The sequence below is a fragment of the Serratia sp. KH_031 genome, assembly GCF_057839655.1.
In genome coordinates this window covers 1,950,129-1,974,929 of the sequence record NZ_CM174496.1, presented here as the reverse complement: position 1 = coordinate 1,974,929, position 24,801 = coordinate 1,950,129, and the positions used below count along the sequence as shown (strand labels likewise).

Annotated in this window: 20 protein-coding genes; 5 read left to right on the top strand and 15 right to left on the bottom strand. The window is 47.1% G+C overall.

The window, feature by feature from the left end:
* Window positions 1-11: 11 nt before the first annotated feature.
* The 8 genes from AC3ISQ_RS08830 to AC3ISQ_RS08795 all read right to left on the bottom strand — a co-directional run bounded on the left by AC3ISQ_RS08830 (window position 12) and on the right by AC3ISQ_RS08795 (window position 10,424).
* On the bottom strand, window positions 12-560 hold the full coding sequence (locus tag AC3ISQ_RS08830; RefSeq protein WP_489352398.1) for a fimbrial protein: 549 nt from the start codon (window positions 558-560) through the stop codon (window positions 12-14).
* 8 nt (window positions 561-568) lie between these two features.
* Entirely contained in the window at window positions 569-3,304 is a 2,736-nt protein-coding gene (locus AC3ISQ_RS08825; RefSeq protein WP_489352396.1) for a fimbria/pilus outer membrane usher protein, read from the bottom strand.
* Between the two features lie 96 nt (window positions 3,305-3,400).
* Complete coding sequence (locus AC3ISQ_RS08820) at window positions 3,401-4,147, bottom strand: fimbria/pilus periplasmic chaperone (protein WP_489352394.1); 747 nt, start codon at window positions 4,145-4,147, stop codon at window positions 3,401-3,403.
* A gap of 107 nt (window positions 4,148-4,254) precedes the next feature.
* Window positions 4,255-4,800 carry a fimbrial protein gene (locus AC3ISQ_RS08815; RefSeq protein ID WP_489352392.1) on the bottom strand — a complete coding sequence of 182 codons (546 nt, stop codon included), beginning with the start codon at window positions 4,798-4,800 and terminating at the stop codon, window positions 4,255-4,257.
* 617 nt (window positions 4,801-5,417) lie between these two features.
* Window positions 5,418-7,301, bottom strand: a complete 1,884-nt coding sequence (locus AC3ISQ_RS08810; RefSeq protein ID WP_489352390.1) for a M60 family metallopeptidase — start codon at window positions 7,299-7,301, stop codon at window positions 5,418-5,420.
* Between the two features lie 66 nt (window positions 7,302-7,367).
* The gene (locus AC3ISQ_RS08805; protein ID WP_489352388.1) at window positions 7,368-7,670 is read right to left on the bottom strand and encodes a phage holin family protein; all 303 of its coding nucleotides are present in this window, start codon (window positions 7,668-7,670) and stop codon (window positions 7,368-7,370) included.
* 14 nt (window positions 7,671-7,684) lie between these two features.
* Window positions 7,685-8,167: a lysozyme gene (locus tag AC3ISQ_RS08800; RefSeq protein ID WP_489352386.1), complete on the bottom strand. Its 483-nt coding sequence runs from the start codon at window positions 8,165-8,167 to the stop codon at window positions 7,685-7,687.
* 91 nt (window positions 8,168-8,258) lie between these two features.
* Window positions 8,259-10,424 carry a glycosyl hydrolase family 18 protein gene (locus tag AC3ISQ_RS08795; RefSeq protein WP_489352384.1) on the bottom strand — a complete coding sequence of 722 codons (2,166 nt, stop codon included), beginning with the start codon at window positions 10,422-10,424 and terminating at the stop codon, window positions 8,259-8,261.
* Window positions 10,425-10,805: 381 nt separating this feature from the next.
* On the opposite strand from AC3ISQ_RS08795, the gene AC3ISQ_RS08790 reads away from it, so the two are divergent.
* Window positions 10,806-11,483, top strand: a complete 678-nt coding sequence (locus AC3ISQ_RS08790; protein ID WP_489352382.1) for a winged helix-turn-helix domain-containing protein — start codon at window positions 10,806-10,808, stop codon at window positions 11,481-11,483.
* A 98-nt stretch (window positions 11,484-11,581) separates the two neighbouring features.
* On the opposite strand, the gene AC3ISQ_RS08785 is transcribed toward AC3ISQ_RS08790, so the two are convergent.
* From AC3ISQ_RS08785 to AC3ISQ_RS08775, 3 genes are all read right to left on the bottom strand, one after another.
* A complete protein-coding gene (locus tag AC3ISQ_RS08785; RefSeq protein WP_489352380.1) occupies window positions 11,582-14,902 on the bottom strand; it encodes a hybrid sensor histidine kinase/response regulator in 3,321 nt (1,106 codons plus the stop codon).
* 11 nt (window positions 14,903-14,913) lie between these two features.
* Window positions 14,914-15,591, bottom strand: a complete 678-nt coding sequence (locus AC3ISQ_RS08780) for a response regulator (RefSeq protein ID WP_489352378.1) — start codon at window positions 15,589-15,591, stop codon at window positions 14,914-14,916.
* A 563-nt stretch (window positions 15,592-16,154) separates the two neighbouring features.
* Window positions 16,155-16,391, bottom strand: a complete 237-nt coding sequence (locus AC3ISQ_RS08775) for a hypothetical protein (protein ID WP_489352376.1) — start codon at window positions 16,389-16,391, stop codon at window positions 16,155-16,157.
* Between the two features lie 299 nt (window positions 16,392-16,690).
* Here AC3ISQ_RS08775 and uspC point away from each other — a divergent pair, with 299 nt between their 5' ends.
* Window positions 16,691-17,110 (top strand): universal stress protein UspC, encoded by a 420-nt coding sequence (gene uspC / locus AC3ISQ_RS08770; RefSeq protein WP_489352374.1) that lies wholly within the window; start codon window positions 16,691-16,693, stop codon window positions 17,108-17,110.
* Between the two features lie 51 nt (window positions 17,111-17,161).
* Here the strand turns inward: uspC and arsC are convergent, their stop codons facing one another.
* Complete coding sequence (gene arsC, locus AC3ISQ_RS08765; protein ID WP_489352372.1) at window positions 17,162-17,593, bottom strand: glutaredoxin-dependent arsenate reductase; 432 nt, start codon at window positions 17,591-17,593, stop codon at window positions 17,162-17,164.
* A 14-nt stretch (window positions 17,594-17,607) separates the two neighbouring features.
* On the bottom strand, window positions 17,608-18,891 hold the full coding sequence (locus AC3ISQ_RS08760) for an arsenic transporter (RefSeq protein ID WP_489352370.1): 1,284 nt from the start codon (window positions 18,889-18,891) through the stop codon (window positions 17,608-17,610).
* A gap of 179 nt (window positions 18,892-19,070) precedes the next feature.
* Between AC3ISQ_RS08760 and AC3ISQ_RS08755 the strand changes: the two genes are divergently transcribed.
* From AC3ISQ_RS08755 to AC3ISQ_RS08745, 3 genes are all read left to right on the top strand, one after another.
* On the top strand, window positions 19,071-19,250 hold the full coding sequence (locus AC3ISQ_RS08755) for a hypothetical protein (RefSeq protein WP_489352368.1): 180 nt from the start codon (window positions 19,071-19,073) through the stop codon (window positions 19,248-19,250).
* Window positions 19,251-19,456: 206 nt separating this feature from the next.
* Complete coding sequence (locus tag AC3ISQ_RS08750) at window positions 19,457-20,053, top strand: hypothetical protein (protein ID WP_489352366.1); 597 nt, start codon at window positions 19,457-19,459, stop codon at window positions 20,051-20,053.
* Between the two features lie 2 nt (window positions 20,054-20,055).
* A complete protein-coding gene (locus AC3ISQ_RS08745; RefSeq protein WP_489352364.1) occupies window positions 20,056-20,829 on the top strand; it encodes a DUF3307 domain-containing protein in 774 nt (257 codons plus the stop codon).
* Between the two features lie 60 nt (window positions 20,830-20,889).
* On the opposite strand, the gene mgtA is transcribed toward AC3ISQ_RS08745, so the two are convergent.
* Window positions 20,890-23,589, bottom strand: coding sequence for a magnesium-translocating P-type ATPase (gene mgtA, locus AC3ISQ_RS08740; protein ID WP_489352362.1), 2,700 nt, complete (start codon window positions 23,587-23,589; stop codon window positions 20,890-20,892).
* A gap of 201 nt (window positions 23,590-23,790) precedes the next feature.
* Window positions 23,791-24,489: an MgtC family protein gene (locus AC3ISQ_RS08735; protein WP_489352360.1), complete on the bottom strand. Its 699-nt coding sequence runs from the start codon at window positions 24,487-24,489 to the stop codon at window positions 23,791-23,793.
* Window positions 24,490-24,801: the final 312 nt, after the last annotated feature.

Sequence of the window (24,801 nt, the reverse complement as noted above, 5' to 3'; positions counted from 1 at the left end):
TGCTAATGTGATTAGAGGTAAGTGAGCTTGACGACCACCGCCGCACTGACCGTGCCGCCTTGGAAAGTCCCACTGGTTCGGCGTAATGCTGCCGACAGATTGATCGTCGTCCAGCCATTAGTGCTGCCCAACGTCAAAGAAGGGTTATTCAGTACGCTGTTCCCATCGTTTACATACGTGAGCGCAATGCCGACCCCCGTGGCAGTACCACTGTTTCTCACCAGCTTGCTGTCGTTAGCATCCGCCGTCGTTTCGAAGCTATACATCGTGGCGAGTCCAACCTCTTGGCAGTAAGCCTTTACAGAAAAATTCCGCACTGTCCCGGATGCCGTGGCACCTGCGCTGTCGAACAGCATGGCGCTAACCGTGCCAAAATCGATCGTCTGGCTACTGCTGTCGAAATAACAGGTCTGCCCTGCATAACGCGCCGTCACATTAACGGTGGCCGTGGCCGTTACTGCCGTCGACAAGCTGGGTATACAGGCCAGCGCGAGAAGCGCCAATAGCCGAATAACTGAGGGCCAATGCCACGGTAAAAGACGTGAATACATCAATTTCATACTGATTCTCATGGTTCAGTGGTGTTGTGAGGGAGAGTCTCGGAAGACTCGCGGGTCGCGTCTGTCTCTGGTAAACAACGCAGCTCGATACGTTCAAGACGACCGCCTTTCGCCGCACCGCTACCCGGCTGTTCGGGCTTCAATGAGTACGACGCGACGCACTGTTCGTTTTTACCTCCACCCCATTTGACCCTGAGCTTCCCTTCCCCTGTCAGGCCGCGCACGAAAGCGATCCCACCTTGACCAATGAGACTCAACTCTTTGCCATTGTTATCGAACAACAAAGCGCCCATCGCTAACGGCTCACCCTGCTGATCTTTAAACGTGATCAGTTGCGGACGACCCGTCTGGGTCAGGAATTTCACCTTCAACATGCTACCCGCGGTGGGGACAACTTCTTCGCTCGTCGCATTCAGCTCAACATCGTCCGACATGGCCTTGGGATCGATGCCGACGGTATTGACGCGATAAGGCATCAGATTGGGCACCACGGCATAACCGTTGCTGTCGATCGTCGAACCTTGACCATTAATGACGGTGGCACCCTCTGCCCCTTTTGCCTCGATCAACGCAAAAGCGTCGCCCACTGGCGGACCAAAGGTGACGCCGCCCCGGTGCAACACTACCGAACCGTTCGCATTGAGTGAGGCTTGACGCGTGGAGTTGCCCAGTGAAAGAGTGCTGCCCACCGTGCCAGCGGAGGCGCGATACGAGGTGTAGCCGCCAATCGACTGCGTGCTGGATGTACCGCTCGCCCCAGTGTATGAAGCATCAACACCATACGACCATTCGGCATTGTCACCGCGTGAACCCGATGCCGTTATCTGAGTCGCGGTAGATGAACCGCTACCTTGCGTCAGGTTGGTATTGATGAAGTCGAACAGTGGCTTTTGCTGGTCACGCTGCCCAAGCGGGATCGACACACTGACACCGAACTGATTATTGCTGCGCCCGTCAATATCAATGCTATGTTGCACGTAAAAATTGTATGACCAGCCTTTCAGACTGCCGTTATAGCCAAGCTGATACTGATCGTCGGAACGACGCGCACCGCCCCAATAATCCTGAGAACTCGCAGAGACGTAGAGCGATCCCAGATCACCGAGGGGTTGGGTGAGATTCACCTGTACCCGGCTCCGCACGCGAGAATTGAGTAATTCCTGACTATCTACCCCAGTGTTACGCGCATAGTTAGCTTCCCGCAGCGTGTAGAAACCGTCGGTTGAATAACGATAAGCGGCCACGGTTAAGTTAGTACCAAAATCGGACACGAGTTTGCTGTAACTGGCACGCCAGCTTTGCCCATTACTGGAGCCCAGCTCCTGTAGATCAGTACGAGCCGCCGTTACGTCTAACGCCACCGCACCTATCGGCGTGTTGACACCAGCACCGAGCAAAGCCGAGGCATATCCGTTGGAAAATAGCATCCCGCCATAAGCGGTGACAGTATCGTTCAAGCCGTACTGCAAAGTGCCTTGCACCACCGATGGACGATCACCGATCGACGCGTCGATCAGTTGACCAGCCGTAAAGTTATAACGTGATACCCCGGCACGCAGCAGTTGGGTAACGGCAGCGAACGGCACACTGAACTGATGTTCGCGCCCGTCGGCCTCCGTCACGGTCACATCCAGATCGCCGCCATAACCAGTGGCATACAGATCATCGATATCGAATGGCCCAGGTGGCACCGTAGTCTGGTAAATCACGTTGCCATTCTGCCGCACGGTGACCTTAGCATTGGTTTCCGCCACACCACGCACTTGTGGCGCATAGCCACGCAGCGATTCAGGTAACATCCGATCGTCAGTGGCTAATTGCACACCCCGCACGTTAAACGAGTCGAAGAGATCGCCCGTGGTGTAACTATCACCCAGCGTGAATTGGCTACGCAGCATGGGCAGATCATGCTGCACGTAGGTGGCGAGGTTATCCCATTCGCCGCCAGAGCTATTGCGCCAGTTGAACGTGGAACGCTGTCGGAAACGCCAGCCAGCCACGTTGAAACCACCGTCTTGGCTAAGATAGACACTGTTATCGACCGTCGAGCCATATGTCGACTTTACGTTCTGCGAAGAATAGGTGTTCAGTGTGTATTGCAGCAGAGCCGCGCTCTCACCTTCATCCCAACGGCTCGGATCGACATAACCGCGAGCGGTTTTACGCAAAAAAACCTGCGGAATGGTTAAGTAAAGCCGTTGGTCGCTGGTGTCATAATTGGTGGTGGAGCCAGCCACCGCCTCTTCTAGTGAATAAGACTGTTCAGCGGACAGGGGCAATTCCCCTGTTTGCTTCAAGCGTGCACGCAACTTCTCAATATCCACACCAAGCTGATCGAGAACTTTGAGCGTAAACACAGGTTTAGCACGCGTAGCGTTGTTAGTTGGCTGGAATTCAATTTCAGCCTTACCACGATCATCACCGTTGACGTACAGATCAACCCGATAGCGACCGGGCATAATCGGGTTGCCTTCGGTATAACGGGACAGATCGATTCCCCCTCCCACTACGAAGGCAGAGTTGAACTCGATGCGCTCCACGCTAGCGCTAGGTTCAGCCGTCGGTGGTGACACAACCCCTGATGGCTCTTGCAGCGCTGTACGTTCAGACGCCGCCGCGTACACCTCCGGGCTGGATATCTCGAAAATCAATCCAAACAGCGCATGATGCGGTTTAAATTGTCGTGAACGATCGATAGAACGGAACGCTGACGCAGAATGATGGTGACGTGATCGAAATCTCACAACGGTGATCCTGATAGGGCATCCTGAACGATGTCCCATTTGATGAATGAAGGGCTTGCCGCCTCCTTGGCTCAAGGCCGGGCGTGGCGCAAAACGTTATTGCTGTAATGGACTGGTTCCCTTGCCAATTCCGCCGTAATCATTAATCAAGGCGTAATCCACCAAAGCCTTCGTTGAGGCGTTCAGTTCACCTTTTGCAGGTTTGAAATCAGTAGCCCCTTTGGGAGGGATCATGCCGGGTTCCAGCGAAATACGTTTGCCGCCATCGACAACCCACAGTTCACCGAAAGAAACAAAGTACGGCGAGGAATTGCTTGCCTGCACTATTTTGCCCTTGCCATTGGTAGCCGGTACCAACTTCCAAGTGACCTGTTTGATGTTCTCACTCGGGTTGCCAGTCAATCCCGTTGGCCGGTAAAACAGCTTGATTCGGGTACGAAAGGCAAACTGCATCAAGCTGCGGCTATCTGCATCTACTGGCTTGGGCGGGATCTCAAGCACGTTGAACCAGAACACCGACTCCCTGTCCTTGGGCAGATCGGCTCCGGTAAACATCAAACGCAACGTTTGCCCTTTACCAGGCTCGATACGAGCCACTGGCGGCGTGAGTACGAAAGGCACGGAAAGGTCATTCGGTGTGGAGTTCACCCGGCCATCATCAACCCAGGCTTGTACCAACGCGGGGTCCGATCCGGCATTAGTCAAACGAACGCTGACTTCTTTCTCAGCTTCGGGATAAACAACGCGGGTGCCGGAAACCACCACGCCAGCTTGTACGGACGTGGATACGGCAGCCACAATAGCGGCGATCGCCAGCACGCAGTGGTTAATCTTCTTGAACATAGCAGCAAACTCAGGTGGGGTTGGGGGAAGAGCTCGACGGCAACACGCTGTGTCCCCGCCGAGTTCGAACACCCTAAGGCGTTATATCAATCATTCAGCAGCGGCTATCAGTTGTAAGCCACGGTGAAGTTCGTCAGGGTGGTCACCAAACCGGCAGTTGTTGCACCGGTGGCGTAATAACCAGCATGGTATGCCAGAGTCGCCGAACGACCAGTATCGGTAGCGGTCGCTACGCCATCAGCCACGGCGACCGAAGCAGCAGTATCACCACCGAGTGCGATCTGGGTGCCGTCTGAGTTCTGCAATTGAACTTGCACATTGCTCGCGCCACCCGTGTTGGTCAGCATCAAGTTACCGGTGTTGGTATCCATATTGGCATTGCTTTCAAAATGAGCACGAACGGTGCTGACCGATGCCGGGCAGTTCGATACTGAGATAGTGAACGGAGTGAAGCCCGCAGTCTGACCCGCCGCCGTCAGCGCCGTGGTAGCGACAGTCGGCAGTGTTACCGTTTTGCTTGCATCAGTGGCGTTGACAGAACAGGTGCTATCGGTCAATTGACCATTGAAAGTGACAGTACCGTCGTAAGCCAATGCTGATGTTGCAGCGCTGCCCAACAGTGCGGTGATGATCAGGAGTTGAGTTTTCTTCATAATCTAAAGTTCCTTTTTAACAATTTAATGGGTAAAAAAATGCCGGTTATAACTTCAACCGGCTAACGTCTACAGCAACATAATCATCGGTAACTTTGGTTCAATAATTCCCCAAAGGAACCACTTACATGTCGTTGAATTCCTATTCAGCGTTGAATAATCCTAATTATTTAAATATGAGCTTCACATCACACTTAATTTAAACTCTCCCACGCTACCGCCACTGGCATTATTGCAACCAGATTTCTATTTACAGGACAACCAGAGCAGCCCTACCGAAGTGGACTGGCATCAATAGCAATGTTTTTATTTTATCGATAGAATAAGTGCTTTCCTCTTCTACCAACTTGGTCTATATATGGAATTTTTAAATGCAGTATTACCTATCAACAAATCAATTCAGTAAAATCAAAATACCATTAAACATTTGTTTTGAATAATTGAAATATACAGAAACAAAAGATATGGGAATTATCCCATCACCAAGTAAGAGCAAATCGCACTACCAATAAGAATGGAGGTACTTAAATCGATATTAAGCCCACAGTATCGTGACCTTTCCCTGTCATTGACATTACTCCCAAGCTGACGCTCACGATACTGTCGCCATTTATTTATCAACCAATCTCCTTTTGTAACAACATCCCCTTCTCGGTAATAATAAAGGTTTTGATATTACCGGTGGTGATTGGGCGTGAAACACCATTACAATAACGAGCCATATAGGTTGGCCTTTCAAGGCGAATTTCCAGTTGATAACCGTAATCAAATTCACAACCATTCAGTTGCTCAGAGACCTTCTTGAAGCTATCCGTCCCTTTTACCGAGATATCGAGCAATTGCTCATTGTTATTGTTGTATAACGCTACGCCAAAATATTCGCTTTCAACACCTTGGTTAGCTAAATGGGCGTCGCTATAGGAGAATATTTTCTTAGTGTTGTGCTTCAAAACAATGTTGCTGCTGAAATAACGGTCTGAATTCAGGAAACGCAATGCATCGTAATAACTTGCCGTGACGTCTATCGGGTAAAGATTCTCATTGCCCTGGCTGTCTGTCAGCAAAATCCCTACCTGCCCAGTTCCCGGCACCTGAACATTACTCAACCACGCCAGTGATTTGCTTTGTAAAGTGCTGCTGTTGTCCTTATTGCGGTAGTCAGTCACACCAGTGAAAATATTGTTATTGACGTCCTCTAGCGTATCACCAACATCCACCGTTAATACACCTACATCAATGTTGGCACAGGGCATTGAGACCATTGCCGGTAAACGATACTCCAGCAAAACGTCATCATCCGTATTCATCCAGATCGGATGTTGCAAATCGGCATAAGCACTCAATGCCTGCTGAGTACTGGCGTTAGCATACAATCCCCATTGATTGAAGAACGGCAACAGATTGCGCTGCGTTATCGCGCTACAAGTGCTAATCAGTAGCTGTATTTTATTTTCTGACGTTAATGACATCACTTCCGGGGATTTTAACCGATAGGCGTGATGTAGACGTGGGAAGAAGGCCTCACCAAAAGCCAAATGTAACTGCCACAGCATAGTTAGTTTCTGGAACAAACCCAGCGTGTGGAAATCACGTTTGGCATCTGATTTGCTGAAGTGATTTTCAAATATCGTGGCGTATTCGTTACGTACCCGCGACTGATGACCAATACGCATCTGGGTATACAGTGAATAAATATTTACCGTCACTTCCACCATATTATCAAAGGTCATCGGAGCCAGTTGCATCTGGTGGCCTGCCTCATGCCACAAACCCCAGCGGGAAGCGCTGCCGCTCGCCGATAACAGCTCGGTGACCGCACTACCCGGCGGAATGCCTATCACATGATTGATGGCGACCATATAACCGGGGCCGGTGTAATACGGCGCTTCAACATAGTGAACATAATGAGGATCGCTCTGCGCCACACCGGTGACGTCGTCGAACAACCCTGAAGCTTCATTTTGGTAGCTCACCATCTTGTCTAAATAGGTCAAAAATGCCAATGGGGTTGCGCGGTTTGTCACTTGAGAGTAGCTGGCGCGCGAAACGGTAACTAAAGATTTACGGCCCTTGAATTCGACAAACAGCGCGTTTGGATTAGCATTAAGCTTACCTTCCCACTTGCTGTTATAATCTTTGTCGATATCAAAACAGACCGCCGCTTTAGCACCATTAATATGTACCCGAGAAAAGTTACCGGCGACCTGATCGCTGAAATAAATCATTCCGCTTTCCTGTGCGGTAATTTTAGTCACTTCACCGGGAGGCAAAGTAAACAACTGCTCATTCTGATTTAAATAACGCGTACCGATAATACCGCTGATCGAGAACGCATTTTGGCTTTCCAGATAAAAGGTAATGATATCACCCGCATCGGCATACAAACCCGTTGATTCAAAACGGCTGTGGGGTTTCTGACGTCGTTGTTGAACTCGGATAGTTTTACTGTCCTCTTGCCCAATAACATCGATACTATACTCATACTGACTTAACGTTGTCATTTTCACTCTCATTAATTTGAATAGAAACTCACATGGTGGATTAATTTAATAAATAGGTGTTTTAGGTTATTTATTTTTGACAATTTTTAACATGCGTTGCTGAACCTCTCTCAATAATACGCCTCCTATAGTGCCAGAAACCCCGGATATAAATAACGTCATAACTGGTGATAATGTATTCTCAATACATAACAGCCCACTCAAAAACCCGGTAAACCCGGCAACCAGCACCTGGCTAAAGAAAAACTTCATGCCACGGCCTTCCAGTTTATTGGCGGCACAGTCAAGACAATAATTAACTGTGCCGCCAATAATTGAGATGGCAATCAGTGAGAACGTAATACTCTCTTCATTCAGGCTATATAACATAACAAACTCCGGTATTAGCGTAGGAATAACGTCCGTTCGCGCTCACGTCGGTTAACCAATCCTTTCAGCACCACACCACCAGCGTAAACCCAAGAGTTAAAGGCATTGGCGGCATCACGGTACTGTCCATTGTTCAAACAGCGCAACAAGGTCGAAGGGCGTCCATCCTTTAAAGTGATTAATCCACTTTTAACACCTTTACGACCCGGTCCCACGTTAAAGATAAAAGACAGCAGTGCATCAAACTGGTTCTGATTTAGCGGTACATTAACCTCGTTGTTGATCATGGTTTCAAAACTACGAATATCTTCCCTTAATAATACTTCGGCTTGTTCGCGGCTAATTAAGCTCCCGGCAATAACCCCCGCTGTATGCCCGTAACCAATAGTCCAAATACCTACGCTATCAAGGTAAGCATTTAAACGTAGCCCTTCTTCTTTTTTGATAAATTCAATGCCTTTATCAGAGATTTTCATCGCTTTACTTAATACATTCATCTTCATGACCTTAAATTAATAAATTGATTTTACTTTGCAGAAAATAAGGGCCAGGTGAACCCGGCCCTGTGAAAGGTATTACGTCGTTAGATTAGAGTTTGGTCCATGGCATAGCATCACCGGATGCAGCCCCCGTGGTCGATGCCAAACCAGGCTCTGTGCCAGCACCAACCCACCATTTCGCCAGATAATCACTGCCTTTGTGGCTAACTTTGCTGCCGCCGGTGTAGCTGCTCGTCGCGCTCCACGCCGGATAATTGGCCACTACGGTGTCAGTATCGCTGCTGGTGTCTGTGTTGGTCTCAGTGTCAATGACTGTCGAGGAGTCTTCAGTTACTGCCTTAGCCTCTGCCGGTACCACCAGCAATGCGTAAAACGCCTGAGTGCTGTTGCCGTGACCGTCATCCACCGTGAGAGTGATTTGACACAGTGTTTCTGCCGACACCGATGGCATTACCATGACGGTTTCAGCCGCGGCAGGAGAAACAACCTGAATGTTACCTGTCGCCAACCAGTTGAAGGTCAGTGGATCCCCTTCTGGATCAGAAGTACCGATGCTGGACAGTAACAAGCGGCTACCTGCTAGCGCCTTGATGGTAATGTGTGCATTCGGAGCTTCGTTGACCACGCCGGTTTCTTCTGCGGTTTCTTCCGCGACTGGAAGCTCAGCCTCAACCTCTACCGGGGTCTCAACGTCTGCAGCGCTTTCTTCTTCAGCGCTAGGCGTCACGTTCTCACCTTCAAAGTAGAACGGTGCCATATCGACCACTTGCTTAACGATAGGACAGTCCATCCCTTCACGAGCCGCGTTAACCAGCACGCCGTTATCCTGTTCGATAGTCCAGGTAAACAAGCCACCCAGCCCTTTTTCGATCACATAACGCGCTTTTTCACGCACGGTGCGTGGCGTATCAATAGAGTGGAAGACTTTCAGCTCCGGGTTATAGAGATAGTCAGCACAAGCGACCTGATCGGTATAAACCCGGTAGCCGTTGCGACCACTCTGGTTTTCCAGATCCAGATAGTTATTAATCACGTCGTACCATTCCACACAGCCGGATTCGAAAGTACCCACGGTGGTGCCGGTGCCGTTATAGGTGCCATCCAATGGAGAGAATGAGGAAATCACTGCGCCTTTGGCACTGCGCGAATAACCGGCATAACCAACATTAATGGCTTCAGGATCAACCCCTTCCTCCAACAGATATTCCACCGCATCTTGCAGACTGAAATCTGAATGTTCGGTTTTATACAGGTTAGTGTGGTTTGCCAAACGCTCAGCCCATGGCGTACCGAAGAAGTCGTAGGTCATCACGTTAATGCCGTGCATACCCGCAGCAATTAACTCTTTGATATTCGAGTGCTTCAGTTTTTCTACGTCGGCAGAAGAAGCAATACTGATTTTCACGTGGCTCATGCCATTGCTATCCAGCGTGCTACGCAGGATACCCATCAAAGTAACGTAGTTTGCGCCATCTTCAGGGCCATGCGGGTTACCGTTGCCTTCAGCATTTGGGTATTCCCAGTCAATGTCGATTTCAGAGAACATTGGGAAACGCACCATAAAATCAACGATGCTGTTGGCGAAGATTTTAATGCCACTTTCGCTTTTTGCCAGTGCATGGAATGCATGGCTCATGGTCCAACCACCGATGCTGAAAGACAGAGCCAGTTCGTGTCCCTGCTGCAACGCTTTTTTCTGTAAATCGCGCAGACCGCCAAACACACCCTGAACCTGATCCTGATAGAAGGTATCAATGCTAGTGCCATCGTTATAGGTCGCACCTGGGCCAAAGCCCATCGGCTGCCAAGCAGTAAAACCGTTGTTAAACGCTGACTGGCAATCACCCCATGGATCCATAATGGTCATTTCATTGGTGGTTTTACCTGTCCAGGCCGCCGCTTGTTCGATTTTGGCCTTGTTTTCGCCCTGGTCACCCACAATGCCCATAAAGCCGATAATAATTTTGTCATATGCAGTCGGATCCAAAAGAGTTAAGTCAATACCACGGCCACGCTCCGCAGCAGCAATTGCACCATTTTTATCAACAGAAGCGCGTTTATCGTATTGCGACCAGTCGGTATAATAACCAAACACCTTAGGTTTATTGGCACCATTATATTTGTTGTAGACGCGTTTCATTACGCGGCCAGAAGTGTAGCTATACTTAGAGTCATTGGTTTTTGGGTCAAAACCGTCCATCGTATAAGATTGTTCGGTATAGGTATCTTTTTGAATCAATTTACTGTCAGACATGCTTCTTTCCTCATTACATAAAATGCAGTTGTATTTTTATTTAGTGTTTACTCGCCAGTCTATTTATAAGCCTTAGCGAAAACAGATTTACTGATACGTTATCAGGAGCATTTAATTCACCTGTTACGTTGTCAGCCACTGCACTATCGACTTTCGGAATCACAACCTCCAGTTAATAACCAACACAAATAATTATTGATGAATCTCTTTTCTGTTACTAATATTCAACCCAGATTATTAATAACAAATAATCCATTAATTACTGTTTGAAGATAGCTTTTGCTGTAAAAACTATCTTTTGATGGACAGCGTTCACTTGCAGATAAACAACATGGCAATTAGATCAATAAATAGCCATTTAAATCAATAAGGTAGGATGAGATGAGAGTTATTGGCGAAAACGTGGACTTTGATGAGATGAGTAACCTGCTAATTAAAGGGGATATAAAAATAGCGATAAGTGAAAAGGAAAAAAAACTACTCACTTGTTTCCTTGATAGCCCAGATAGCGAAATAGAAAAAGAATATCTAATTAGCAATATCTGGGATGCTCGTGCGATAGCTATTGTTGATGCCAATCTCACCCAACTCATTTATAAACTCAGGCGTAGTTTAGCCGCCGTTGGACATCCTGATTGTATACAAACCATCCCACGGAAAGGATATATCTATGTTCCCCCACCACAGAGCACCAAGCAAACAACAGCGCTCTCTGCTGTAAATAATAAAAATAACAATACACGTGCACTTGAGATGCACAGAAAAGGAGGAAAAGTTGCTTGGATGGTTATTGTTATTACGGTTGTTTGTTTGGTTATTTCGGCCAGTATTGCTGTAGGTAATAAAGTCTCTCTCGATAAAAAGAATGCAGGTCCAGTGATGTCATCGATTGCACCTGACCTGAAAAACATTGAATCTAATTTAACGAGTAAACCATCAGATATTGAAGTCCTGAGGATCAGAAAAAAGAACCAGCAGTACCTCATTGAAGTGAGAACCAAAGACGGAAAGTACTATTATGACATGCAAAATAATTTGATCGTCAAAGAACAAAAATAGTTCCTATCAGATAAGTTCGTTGGGTCGGGTGATGCTCACATTATTCAAACCGTGGCATTTCAAACTCCTGTTTGAAACACCCGCCCCAACGAAACCCGTTAATCTCCTCGTTGTAAAAAGCGTTCAATCCCTTGTTCTAGCTGCGCATAAAGGGTCTTGATAGGTTGTTCGTTTTCGCGATAGCCCGCGTTAATTAGCCGGTTCAGCTCACCGCAATGCTCTGCCAATTGGGGTTGTTGTAAAATAGCCAGTGAACCTTTCAGTGTATGCAGTTTTTTGCTCAACAGTTCAGCGTTCTGTTGGGTGAGAGCCTGCTGTATCGCTAATCGATCTTTCGCCCACAGCGGCACAAACATCGCCAACAGTTCATCGTGTAACCCCTCCGGCAATGATGCGACGGGTTGATGCGGTTGATGCGGTTGATGCTGAACAAACTGCGCCATAACCTGCTGAAGTTCTTGTAAAGTAATCGGTTTATGCAATACCGCAGTAAATTGTTCAGGCTCCGGCGGGAACTGCGCCGAACTTAATATCACCGGAATATTATTACCTTGTTCTCGCAGTGTATCGAGTAGTGCTTGTCCCCCAATACCCGGCATATTTTGATCGGTAATAATCAGATCGTAATCATAGCGTTCCAGCAAATTCAGCGCCTGTTCCCCATCTATCGTTTCGTGAACCACTCCCGCCCCCAGTAAACGCAATTGTTGACGCAACAGTTCACGGCCAATCACGTCGTCCTCAACAATCAATACACGTAGGCTGGCAAATGCTGGTATCACCACATCAATCGGCAACGATAAAGGAACGGGTTTCGCTGGTGGCCAACGTAATGCATCGCGCAACGCATCCTGTGAAAATGCAGTCACCCCCGTTTGCCCCGCCACTGTTTGTGGCGACAACGGACCGTCCATGGCTATCACTACTTGATGAACGGCACTGAGATCATCACTTGCCGGTGCTTGCTGCAGAGCACTCACCGCTATCAACAAAATATCCGTCTCCAAGGCAGCATCGACAATCTGGTAACCCCAGTCGGTTAATAACGAGTGCAAAAACTCACGCCATGCGGGTTCCTGACACAGTAACTTAATCCGTGCTGATACAGTGATAACTGGCAATTGTCGCTCACCCGTGATGAAGGGCAACGTGACGGTAAAAATACTGCCGATCCCTTCTTGGCTTTCTACCTGTATGTCCCCCTGCATCAGTTCTGTCAAACGCAAAGCCAATGACAGCCCTAACCCGGTTCCCTGTGTACTGTATTGGTTTTCTGCTTGTGCAAAAGGTTTGAATATCAATGCCAGCGTTTCCTGTGACATCCCCATCCCGGTATCCGCTATCTGAATCCTGAGCTGTCCATCGTGTCTCATCGCACTGAGACGGATCTGGCCTTTATCAGTGAACTTAACCGCATTACTCAACAAATTCAGGATGATTTGCCGTAAACGATTTTGATCCCCCAACAGGTTGTAATGACTCAACTCAGGGGTAATAAAACAATATAGGCTGACATTTTTAGCGGCGATGGTCGGCACAAAGGTTTGCAAAGCCTGTTCGAGCAAGAGCGATACCGAGAAACTTTCTTGCTGTAACACCAGCTCTTGGGCTTCGACTTTCGACAAATCAAGTATGTCGTTAATTAACGTCAACAAAGAGCCAAACGCATTCTGAATCACCTTAATTCGCGCCCGGGGTGCGGGCTCCATCACCTCATGTGTCAATAATTCTAGGTTCCCCAATGCGCCATGCAATGGCGTGCGGATCTCATGGCTCATCGTGGCCAAGAATGTGGATTTGGCCTGATTGGCCGCATCCGCCGCCTCCCTAGCCTGAATCAGCAGTTGCTCTCCTTGCTTGTGCAGGCTGATATCCGTCAGACTCAGCAAGATGACATTTCGCGCCAAGTAACGCGTATGAGTGTAGGAAATTGCGAGATAGAGCGGAGACTGTCCCTTAGTTTCTAATGCTAGCTCACTAGCTAAAATGACGTGACTCGCTGAGCTGTGGGTTACCGGGGCTTTAATGCATTCACGCATTAATTTTTCTCGCCCATCGGCCATGCCCATCAACATAGTATTCGCCAGTGTATTCTCCGTCACCAGCTCACCGCTTTGCGCATCAAAGATCATCAGCCCAACCGGTGCTGTTGCCACTACGGTACGGTTGAAACGCTCACTGTCAAAAACACGTCGCGCTTGTTGCTGTAACGGTTTTAACAGGTACAGATCCAATAAGAAGGTGAACCCCCACAATAGCGCCAAAACGAACAGCGTAAATAACGCCGTCAGCGTCAGTGTCGTTCGCATGGCCGCTAGAATGCTCCACCAGTCAAACGCATAAATAGCAATCCAATCAGGGCCCGGTATTTTCTGCGTGATGAAGAATGTATGTTCACGATAAAACTGCTTCACCTGTCGGCCAGACTCGCTAAAGACTTCTGGATAGGCTCGCAGCGTTTTCAACCACTGAGTTTCATTGGCACTTTGCGCATTGAGCCCAAAGGTGCTATTTCGGCTTTTAGATATAATGAAAAAACCATCTTCATGTTGATGATTTCTCTGGAAAAAGTCGGTAAACTCATCTTGGGAAAATGGCACTGCCACTACCGCCAATCGCACATCATCACGAAAAATAGCACTGGTATAATAAGTAATCATTTTCCCGCTCAGCGGATCTTTGTGTAGCGGCACCCAGATAATTTTATTGTGATCGATGCTGTCGTGTGGATGACTCTGATAACTGGATTCAATCGGCGCGATTTTTGTACTGATAAACTGTTTCAACTCTGCTTCGTTGGCCACAGGGAGTTGCGAAGGAGGTACTGAGGGTACTAATGCTAGAAAATTGCCATCTGGACTATAAATAAACTGGTTGAGTATATTGCCCTCATGGTAACGCCCTTCATTAGGCAAGGGAGATAACTGCCTAATAATTCTTAGCATGATACCCAATTGATGTTTATCTGCCTGCCCAGTAGGCGTCGCCAGCAAGGTAAAAGGCACAGCGGTAATATCCGTGCTCGTTTCCAGAATGCCGTTATTGTGGTTTATTTCGTCAAAATACTTATTCAGTCGCTCCATATAAGATGCCACCACGGACGGATCAAAGCGGCGAATGGAGGACATCATCAATTCGTAGCCTTCGGTTTGCTGCTTTAACCGAGCCTCACGACGATCTACTTCAGCTTTGACGATATCGCGCTGCGCGGAGAATATCTGCTGTTTATCATTGATATAGCGCTCAACCCGCGTGCTAGCGCCCAAAAGTACCACTGCCACTAGCGAAATAGACAATACGCTGACGCCGCCATACAAAATACGGCGATAATACTTTTTAGATAGGTTAATATTACCCACACCTTCCTTGTCGTTTTTTTGACCGTTTAATAACGCGTAAAAGTTATTTTCTTCATCCACCGAGTTTGCCCTTACCCTTTCAATTTCCCCATCATGATCAGCAGATCAATATCGTTTTTTGCCCCGAGTTTCTTCATGGCATTTTTTTTCTGCGTACTGATGGTTTTCAGGCTGCGGTTGGTTTTAACCGAAATATCGGTCACGGTCATACCACCGGTAAACATGCGTATTATTTCTGCTTCACGCGGCGTCAATCTAGTTTCTTGTAAGTTTTGGTCGGGCCTCAACGTTTGTTCAATCAGACTCAGTGAAGTCCGTGGATCAACATAGTGCTTACCTGCCGCCACATCCTGAACTACGCCGGGAAAGTTGGCGAGATCATAGCTACCTTTACTGACAAAACCAGCCGCGCCCAATTGCAATACTCGTCGGGCAATATAGACGTCGTCGTGTGCGGTGAAGATAATAATTTTCGTTTCAGGGAATTTCCTTATCAAACGCGCAGTCAGTTGCAAACCATCAGCATTATCATCATCTTCAAACGAGTAATCACAAATCAATACATCATAGGTTGATGACTGCATTAGTGACTCGAGTTCGGGTATCGAACTGGCAGCGGCAACCACATCGATATTGGCGGTTGCTTCCAATACTTTTTTAATCCCATACAGCACAATAGGATGATCATCGGCAATAATAACCCGTATTCTTTCTGTTGTTATTTTTTTTGAGTGCAAAATTTTATTCACCTAATAATATCCTGAAGTTTGGCTTATCACCCTATAAACCCTGTGGCATATCTATGACAATTTCCTACGTACAAGGGTGAAAGCAGCAAATTATTAATACCCTTCACTCGTTTTACCTAAGTCTATGACATTAGTCAAAAGCCATAGATAAAATCATCATTAATTATAAACTTAGGATTATTCCTAGCTTAATGTAATACCAATCTTATTGATAGTCAACTTCAGGGTATTATAGATTCATTAAGAATAACCCTACTAAAAAACACACGATTGACACTCACAGTGACTTTGGATTGATAGACCAGGAAGGAATCATGAACTCTGTGTTTAAAACACTTGTTAACAAGCACTTTTATTTGACTATTTTACTTGCCTGCATCGGCTTTTGGTTCAGTATGATATTGATATTTATTGCATTAACTCGATGTTAAAACTATAGCCATTTGATTAAAACTCTATACCATACAAACAAAAAACCGCAGTTCAGATAAACAGACACTGCGGTATTAGACTAACAATGCGAGAAAACACCACTCGTTACTATAAGGTGATAAGTAAAAATACTATTTATTGGCCTTCTCAGACTTCAACTGTTGTAGTTGCGTAGGAGTCAGTACTTTTTTAATTTCCTGACGTTTCTCTTTCTTGCTAAGTTGGCTATTTTGATTAATTTGATCAACCTGCTGTTGCTGCGTAGTCGTCAGATTTAGAGAGGAAAGATCCGCAGCAAAGGAAGGCAGTGCCATCAAACCAACAGTCGTAGAAAATATAGCCATTGCTATCGTTTTTTTCATGTTCATTTTTATATCCTATTTAAATTAGCACCGGTAAATCCGGATGTGGAAAGCATAAATGACTTTAAGTAAAGCAATGTCAGTGCAGAGATAACGCGATGCTTTGGATGTTACAAAATATAATTTTTGATGATTTCATTCATTGATTTTTCTGTCCGCTGACTATTTCCTATCGAAACAATCTGATGATGCCGTCGGGTAAAGCCAACATTTATCCTATCGCGTGACAAACAGCGCACTTATTCTGCTCACCACCTTCTATCCTTAAGGTAAGGAACGAATTAACAACAAAACAGGAGTGAAGGATGGGATACCAAAACGTTCTTGTTACTGTCGCTGTAGCAGCCGATAGCCACTATCTGGTTGAAAAAGCCGTCTCCATCGTGCGCCCCTATAACGGGAAAATAACACTGCTCAGCGTGATTGCACCCACGGAAATGTATGGCAGCTTTGCTGGCCCAATGCTAGGTGATTTGAACACCTTAGTGGAGGAGGAAGCCCGTTTATTCATGCAAGAACTAGAACAAAAGGCCAATTACGCCAACATGGACAAACTGGTTTTACATGGTGAGTTAGGTGATGGATTGCGCTATGCCCGCCAGCAGCATCCTTTTGATTTGGTGATCTGTGGTAACCACAGCAGTAGTTTAATGAATAAAATATCTTGTTCTGCCGAACGCTTTATCAATACTAGCTGTATTGATGTTTTGATCGTTCCACTCTGACCCTAGGTTGTCGGCGGCGAGCCATCACATCGCAATGACTCGCCGGTAAGATCACGGGTTTGTTATCCGGCAACCTTGCTCATCAATCACTTGTTCGCCATCTTCTTTAGTGAAAGCGCCTTGTTGTGCATCAGGTAGAATGCTTAACACCTCCTCAGACGGGCGACACAGCTTGGTACCCAGAGGAGTAACGACAATCGGCCGATTAATCAAAATAGGGTGCTGCAACATGGCGTCAATTAGTTGCTCATCTCGCCAATGCTCTTCGGCCAATCCCAATTGTTCATAAGGCTCGACATTTTTGCGCAGTAACGCACGGACAGAAATCCCCATCTCTGTAATCAACTTGATCAAAGTCGTCCGATCTGGCGGAGTATCTAGATACAAGATCACCGTCGGTTCCACCCCACTATTGCGGATCAATGCAAGTGTATTGCGAGAGGTACCGCAGGCTGGGTTGTGATAAATAGTTATGTTACTCATCTCTATGCTCTCCATTAAACGGATAACCGTAAGGCCAGTGCAGCTAACGTGACAAACAGTACCGGGATCGTCATGACCATCCCAACTCGGAAGTAATACCCCCAACTAATGACAATCTTTTTTTGCCCGAGTACATGTAGCCACAGTAACGTTGCCAAACTACCAATTGGCGTGAGCTTTGGCCCAAGATCACTGCCAATTACGTTCGCGTAAATCATTGCTTCTTTGATTACACCGCTGGCACTGCTGCCATCGATTGATAAAGCACCGATCAATACTGTCGGTAAATTATTCATAATGGATGACAAGATCGCCGTTAGGAAACCCGTGCCCAAGGTTGCAACCCAAAGCCCATGTCCAGCTAAGTTATCAAGCACGTTAGACAGTAGATCGGTCAAGCCTGCATTACGCAAACCATAAACCACGAGGTACATGCCTAATGAGAAAATCACGATTTGCCATGGCGCGCCACGCAGTACTTTACCGGTATTGATGGCCTGTCCTTTCTTCGCTACGGCAAGCAGAATCAAAGCACCTACAGCAGCCACCAAACTGACGGGAACACCAAGAGGTTCCAGCCAAAAAAATCCGACCAGTAATAAAATCAATACCCCCCAGCCTGTTTTGAATGTCGCCAAATCACGAATGGCTTCATGCGGTGGTTTTAAAAGAGCGAGGTCATAATTTTTCGGTATATCTTTGCGGAAAAACAGATGTAGCACCACCAAGGTAGCAATAACAGCAGCGATATTGACCGGAACCATTACCGCAGCATATTGATTAAAACCTAGTTTGAAGAAATCAGCCGAGACGATGTTAACCAGATTGGAAACGATTAATGGCAAACTCGCCGTATCAGCGATAAATCCCGCAGCCATAACAAATGCCAATGTTGACCCAGCACTGAATCCCAAAGCCAGCAGCATGGCGATGACAATAGGTGTCAAGATCAAAGCCGCACCGTCGTTAGCAAACAACGCAGATACCACTGCCCCCAACAGTACAATATAGGTAAACAGCCAGCGACCTTTCCCATTTCCCCAACGTGCGACATGCAATGCGGCCCACTCGAAGAAGCCTGACTCATCCAACAGCAAACTGATAATAATGATCGCAATGAATGTTGCGGTGGCATTCCAGACTATTTGCCAAACAACAGGGATATCTGAAAGCTGAACACCACCCGAGAGTAATGCCAGCCCAGCCCCTAACATCGCACTCCACCCGATCCCTAGCCCTTTCGGCTGCCAGACAACCAGAACAATCGTCAGAATAAAGATCGCTCCTGCCAATAACATAACGACTCTCTTACGGCTCGTAGCCAATAAATATTTTTTGATGAACGTGTTTGGAAGATGACAGCATAAAGGAGTTAGGTTTTAGCTATCAATTCTATCTGTCTAAGCCACTGTGCATTATGTGCCATTCCCCTACAATCTCACGTTAGAAAACACGTTTATCTATAGGAGGAGGACGTATGTATCACTTTTCTCGCTATCAGGCAAAAGAACTCGCATTGGCTTATATGAGCGGTAAACAGCACGACCTGTCACCACTGGAGTTTTTGCAGCAGCTAAAAGCAGTAGAGAGATCGTTTGACCATTTATTGAAATTCGGCACCGAACAACCTCGTGAAGTCATCGTCAAAAATTTCTAAGTCGCTGTCTACAAGTACAACATCTACACTTTGTCATACTGGTGGTTTTTTACTGTGGGTGAGTCTCCGCCCTCTGGTCTTCCTTTACATTAAATTCGCCCCCAGAGACGAATAACAACAAAATTCGCACCTAGATACGAATATTTGACAAATTCGTCTTTGAATGCGAATTTAAACTCATTCTTGACTCAATGGTTATCTGGACAATGAAGGCACAAATCAGCGTAATTACCGGCGATTTGGTCAACTCTCAACGAGTCGATACCGCTGAATACATAGCACGTTTAAATCTCCTACTGACAGAATTACAGCAAAGCAAACTGGTTCAGCACTTTGAGGTCTTTCGCGGAGATGCTTTCCAAGCGGTGGCAAAGCCAGACCAAGGGTTGTTTGTGGCGGTTTACATCCGTATTGCGCTGCGAGCAATGAGCTCCAAACACAGGGATGCCCGAATTGCTGTTGGGTTGGGTTCGCGTCAGGCCAAAGACGCAGGATATGGAAGCGCATTCCTGAATTCTGGCAACGCACTGGATAACATGCCAAAAAACTGTCGACTGGCTCTGAAAAATGACAACGATAAAACAAACAGGATTGTCAGTGATCTCTTGCCGATGTTAGATCATGTCATCAGCAGCTTGTCACAAGCTGAGGCTCAAATAGTCCAAGCTCGCATGTTTTCAACCACCAATTTAGACGTCGCTGAACGATTACAAAAAGCCACCTCCACCGTATCTGCTACGTTAAAACGAGCGGCATATGAAGAAATAATGCGTTTTATCACCGCAATTAACAGGATGACTTAGTTATGGATTTAACCTACATCCCGCTACTGACCTGGATGCTGGTGATGCATCTAATCGCTGACTTTCCCTTACAGCCTCTCAGTTGGGTGAAGGATAAAGTTCTACATCGCGCCAAATCCCGTTTTTTACTGTTACACACGATATTGCATGGATTATTGGCTGCTGGAGTCGTCGCAGTTTTTGGTCTAATACACAACGCAGCAAAACCCCAACAAATTTTGTTAACGTTGTTAGTCATCGGCATCAGCCATTACCTCATCGATTTGTGTAAAGTCACACTTATGCGCCGGTTAAGCCAATCCACCAGTTTCTTGTTAGATCAAGGATTCCATTTCTTAGTTATCATCGGGTTATGGCTGACTATCATCCCCACACCCCATACGGTTCTAACCTATTTATGGGTGCATATTACCAGTCTGCAATTCAGTTTGATTATTATTGCTTACCTGCTGATTTATCTACCTATGGGTATTTTGATTGGTCAGTTTCTATCTCGTTGGTTGCCACAAATGCCAGTCACAGCGAAAGCAGATAACGACTCTCTATTACGAGCCGGCAAGCAAATAGGTTATTTGGAAAGAACACTGATTCTGACGTTTGTGTTGCTCGGTCAGATACCCGCAATTGGTTTTTTACTGGCGGCCAAATCCATTTTCCGTTTCGGCGATCTGCGACAAAGCGATGATAAAATGCGTACCGAGTATGTGCTGCTCGGTACGCTGTTCTCCTTCACTTTGACCATTATGCTTGGTTTGTTGATCAAACGGTTGTTGTGAAATAGATGTGGTGAAATAAGTGTTGTCACCGCTGGATATCTCACCCAGCGGTAACTTTGCTTACAACCACTCGCCAAAGCGGCGGATATAAAATCCTTTCATCAATTGTGCCACTACGCAGTAGCTAACCAAGGTTCCTGCTAACCATGGGAAATACTCCCAAGGTAACGGCTGTAGCCCCACCCAAGCTCCAAGTGGAGAGAATGGGATATAAATACCCAGCGCCATCACCAAGCCAGTAGTCAGCAATACAGGCAATGCGGCGGTGCTTTGAATAAACGGTATCTTCTGAGTACGTAACATATGGACGACTAACGTCTGCGACAGTAATCCCTCGATGAACCACCCCGATTGGAATAGCGCTTGGTGCTCTACGCTGTTGGCGGCGAAAACAAACCACATCAATGCATACGTCGTAATGTCGAAGATGGATGAAGTCGGTCCAATCCAGATCATAAAACGGCCGATGTTCTTAGCATCCCACTTACGCGGTTTGCGCAGGAACTCTTTGTCCATCTTGTCCCACGGCAGAGAAAGCTGAGAGATATCGTACATCAGGTTCTGGATCAGCAGATGAATCGCCAACATCGGTAAGAACGGAATGAATGCACTCGCCACCAACACCGAGAACACATTACCGAAGTTGGAGCTGGCAGTCATGTTCAAGTATTTGATGATATTCCCGAAGGTTTCACGTCCTTTGATCACCCCTTCTTCCAGTACCATCAAATTCTTTTCCAACAAAATAATGTCGGCTGACTCTTTGGCAATATCGGTGCCGGTATCCACGGAGATCCCCACGTCTGCATCACGTAGCGCCGGAGCATCGTTGATACCATCACCGAGGAAACCAACGGTGTGTCCATTAGATTGAAGCATTTTCAATACACGAGATTTTTGCAGCGGTGTCAGTTTAGTGAATACCGTCCGCTGTTCCACTTCACGAGCTAATGTCGCGTCATCCATCAATTCGATTTGTTGCCCACAAAGCGGTTCGCCCGGTTCCAAGCCGACATCACGACAAATCTTACAAGTGATAATCGGGTTATCACCGGTCAAAACTTTCACCGCGACGCCATTTTCTTGTAAAGCCGCAATCGCCTCTTGCGCACTTTCTTTCGGCGGATCGAGGAACGTCAGTAAACCTTGAACCACCAAATCACGCTCATCAATCTCACTGAGCGGTAGAGTACAACCTTGCTCGCCCAACTCCCGCGTGGCCAGCAACAACACCCGGAAACCATCTTCGTTATACTGGCAAGCCAAAGCCATCAGTGCGACACGACGATCATCATCCAACACCAGCGTTTGTTGCCCTTCGCGCACATGGGTAGCAATCGCTAACATCTCTTCCACTGCACCTTTACAGATCAGGAGCTGTTGCTGTTTTTCATCTTGCACGACGATCGATAAACGGCGGCGAATAAAATCAAACGGCAGTTCATCAATTTTGCTGTAGCGCCCCAACGCATCAATACCGGGTTTCCCTTGGCCAAAACGAATAACTGCCTGATCCATCAGATTTTTCATGCCGCTTTGATGGAAACTGTTCAACCAGGCGAGATGCAAGACTTCATTATCTTTAGCTCCATTCACATCCAAATGGTGCTCGAGAATGATGCGATCTTGCGTCAAAGTACCGGTTTTATCCGTACAGAGCACATCCATGGCACCAAAGTTCTGGATCGCATTTAAGCGTTTCACCACCACTTTGCGACGAGCCATCGCAATGGCACCTTTGGCCAGATTAGAACTGACGATCATCGGCAGCATTTCTGGTGTCAAACCGACCGCCACCGCCAAGGCAAACAGTGCCGCCTCGCTCCAGTCACCCTTGGTAAAACCGTTGATCAGCAATACTACCGGCACCATGACCAACATAAAGCGGATCAGCAGCCAACTGACGCTGTTCACACCGCGATCAAATGCCGTTTGTGCCCGGCTGCCAACAATAGATTTCGCCAATGAGCCAAAATAGGTCTGCCCCCCGGTCGCTACCACCACAGCCGTCGCGGTACCGCTAGCAACGTTAGTCCCCATCAGGCAAACATTCGACAATTCCAACAGTTCACTTTCGCTACACGCCTCATGACCGCTGGACTTTTGACTGACATCCCCTAACGCATCGTATTTCTCAATCGGTATCGCTTCACCGGTAAGAATCGCTTGGCTAATAAACAAATCCCGTGAGCTCATCAATCGCACATCGGCAGGGATCATATCCCCCGCAGAAAGCAGTATGATGTCACCCGGTACCAGCTCACGGATAGGTAGTTCAATGGTTTTCGCCGGCTGGCTGAAATTGCTACGACGCAGTACGGTGGCCGTCGTGCGTACCATCGATTTCAACGCTTCAGCCGCTTTATTGGTTCGATATTCTTGCCAAAAGCGCAGTAACCCGCTGAGAGCCACCATGATCAAAATGATGGTCACTCCAGTCAGTTCCGTTTCATCACCACGTTGGAGTGGCAGCCAATAATCGGTGACGAAACTGATCGCCGCTAATACCATCAATACGAAGATAAATGGGTTCTTAAAAGCGCTGACTAACTGCACTAATGCATGTGGCGCTTTTTCATGAGCCACCTGATTTTCACCAAAACATTGCAAACGCTCTTGCGCATCATCTTGAGTTAATCCAACACGATTACAATTCAAATTAGCCAACGTTTGATCGAGGCTATTCTGTGCCTCAACCGCAATGATATATTGTTCATTGTCTTTATTACGACGACGTGCTTTCTCGTTAATATAGCTCATAATATTATTCTCTTACTTTACCTTGCGCACAGGGAAACTCTTAGCAGATCAAACCCTGCCCGATTAACAGGTGATATACGCAGGTGGAATCTATTGAGTTAACGTCGTCAGCATTCAATCACCACACTAACAACGCGAAATAATTAAACCTCCGGGATGATCATCCATGACGCCTCCTTATCACCAATACGGTGAAATGAATTAAACGGGTAACTCAGAAGCGACACGCCAATGTACGGCACTGACACTTCTCTCCAAGCTAATACGGCAAACAATACCTTCGATATATTTCTGACCTGCTGGGTTGGTAATGATTTCGGCACAAACTTCAAGTTGTCCCGGTATGGCAATATCGGCACTACGCAACGATTGCAGACGCAAAGCTACCCCATTTAATGCCTGCAATATCAAGGTACGTACCAATATTTCATCTTGGTCGCCACAGGTCACTTGAATGCGATAGCGTTGTTCCAGATCAACCGCCTGCTGTTGCGGTTGTAAATTGATGCGTTGAGCCGCCTCACGCAAAAGGATGTTAGCGCACAGGATAACCAACGTCGCTAAAACGGCATTCCAATGCTGCCCTAAACCACATAGCACGCCGATTGCCGCAGAGCACCACAACGTGGCGGCAGTGTTTAGGCCGCGGATATTCAAGCCTTCGCGCATAATCACGCCCGCACCAAGAAAACCGATGCCAGAAACAATTTGCGCCGCAATACGCCCTGCACTGACGGGTTCTGTGAGCATTGAGCTAAGGATGAAAACCGCTGCACCGGTCGCCACCAACGCATTAGTGCGCAGGCCAGCCATGCGTTGCCGCCATTGACGCTCCGCCCCAATAATAGCGCCAAGGGACATTGCCAGTAATAAATTTAAAACAAAAGGAGTCATAGCCATGATCTTCCCCTAATAACAACAAGGAGGTTGATTCATGTGCTTTTTAGCACACGCGAAGTTGCGCTGATTAACACATCAGCGAAGTTGCGTATTAATACCTGGAGGAAAAAGGCTGTGGCTGCAAAATACCATAATAAAATCCAAGACAACTCGCCTGACGCAATAATGCATCGGGTAAAAATGTTTGGGTATGCACAGCTCGATATTTAGAGAGGGTGCTGCCCGCCATGTTCGGCAAGCAACAAATCGAAAGGAGATTGGTCAGCTTGCCTTGCTTATTTCGCTATAACTACAACTGTCCAATGTGTTCTC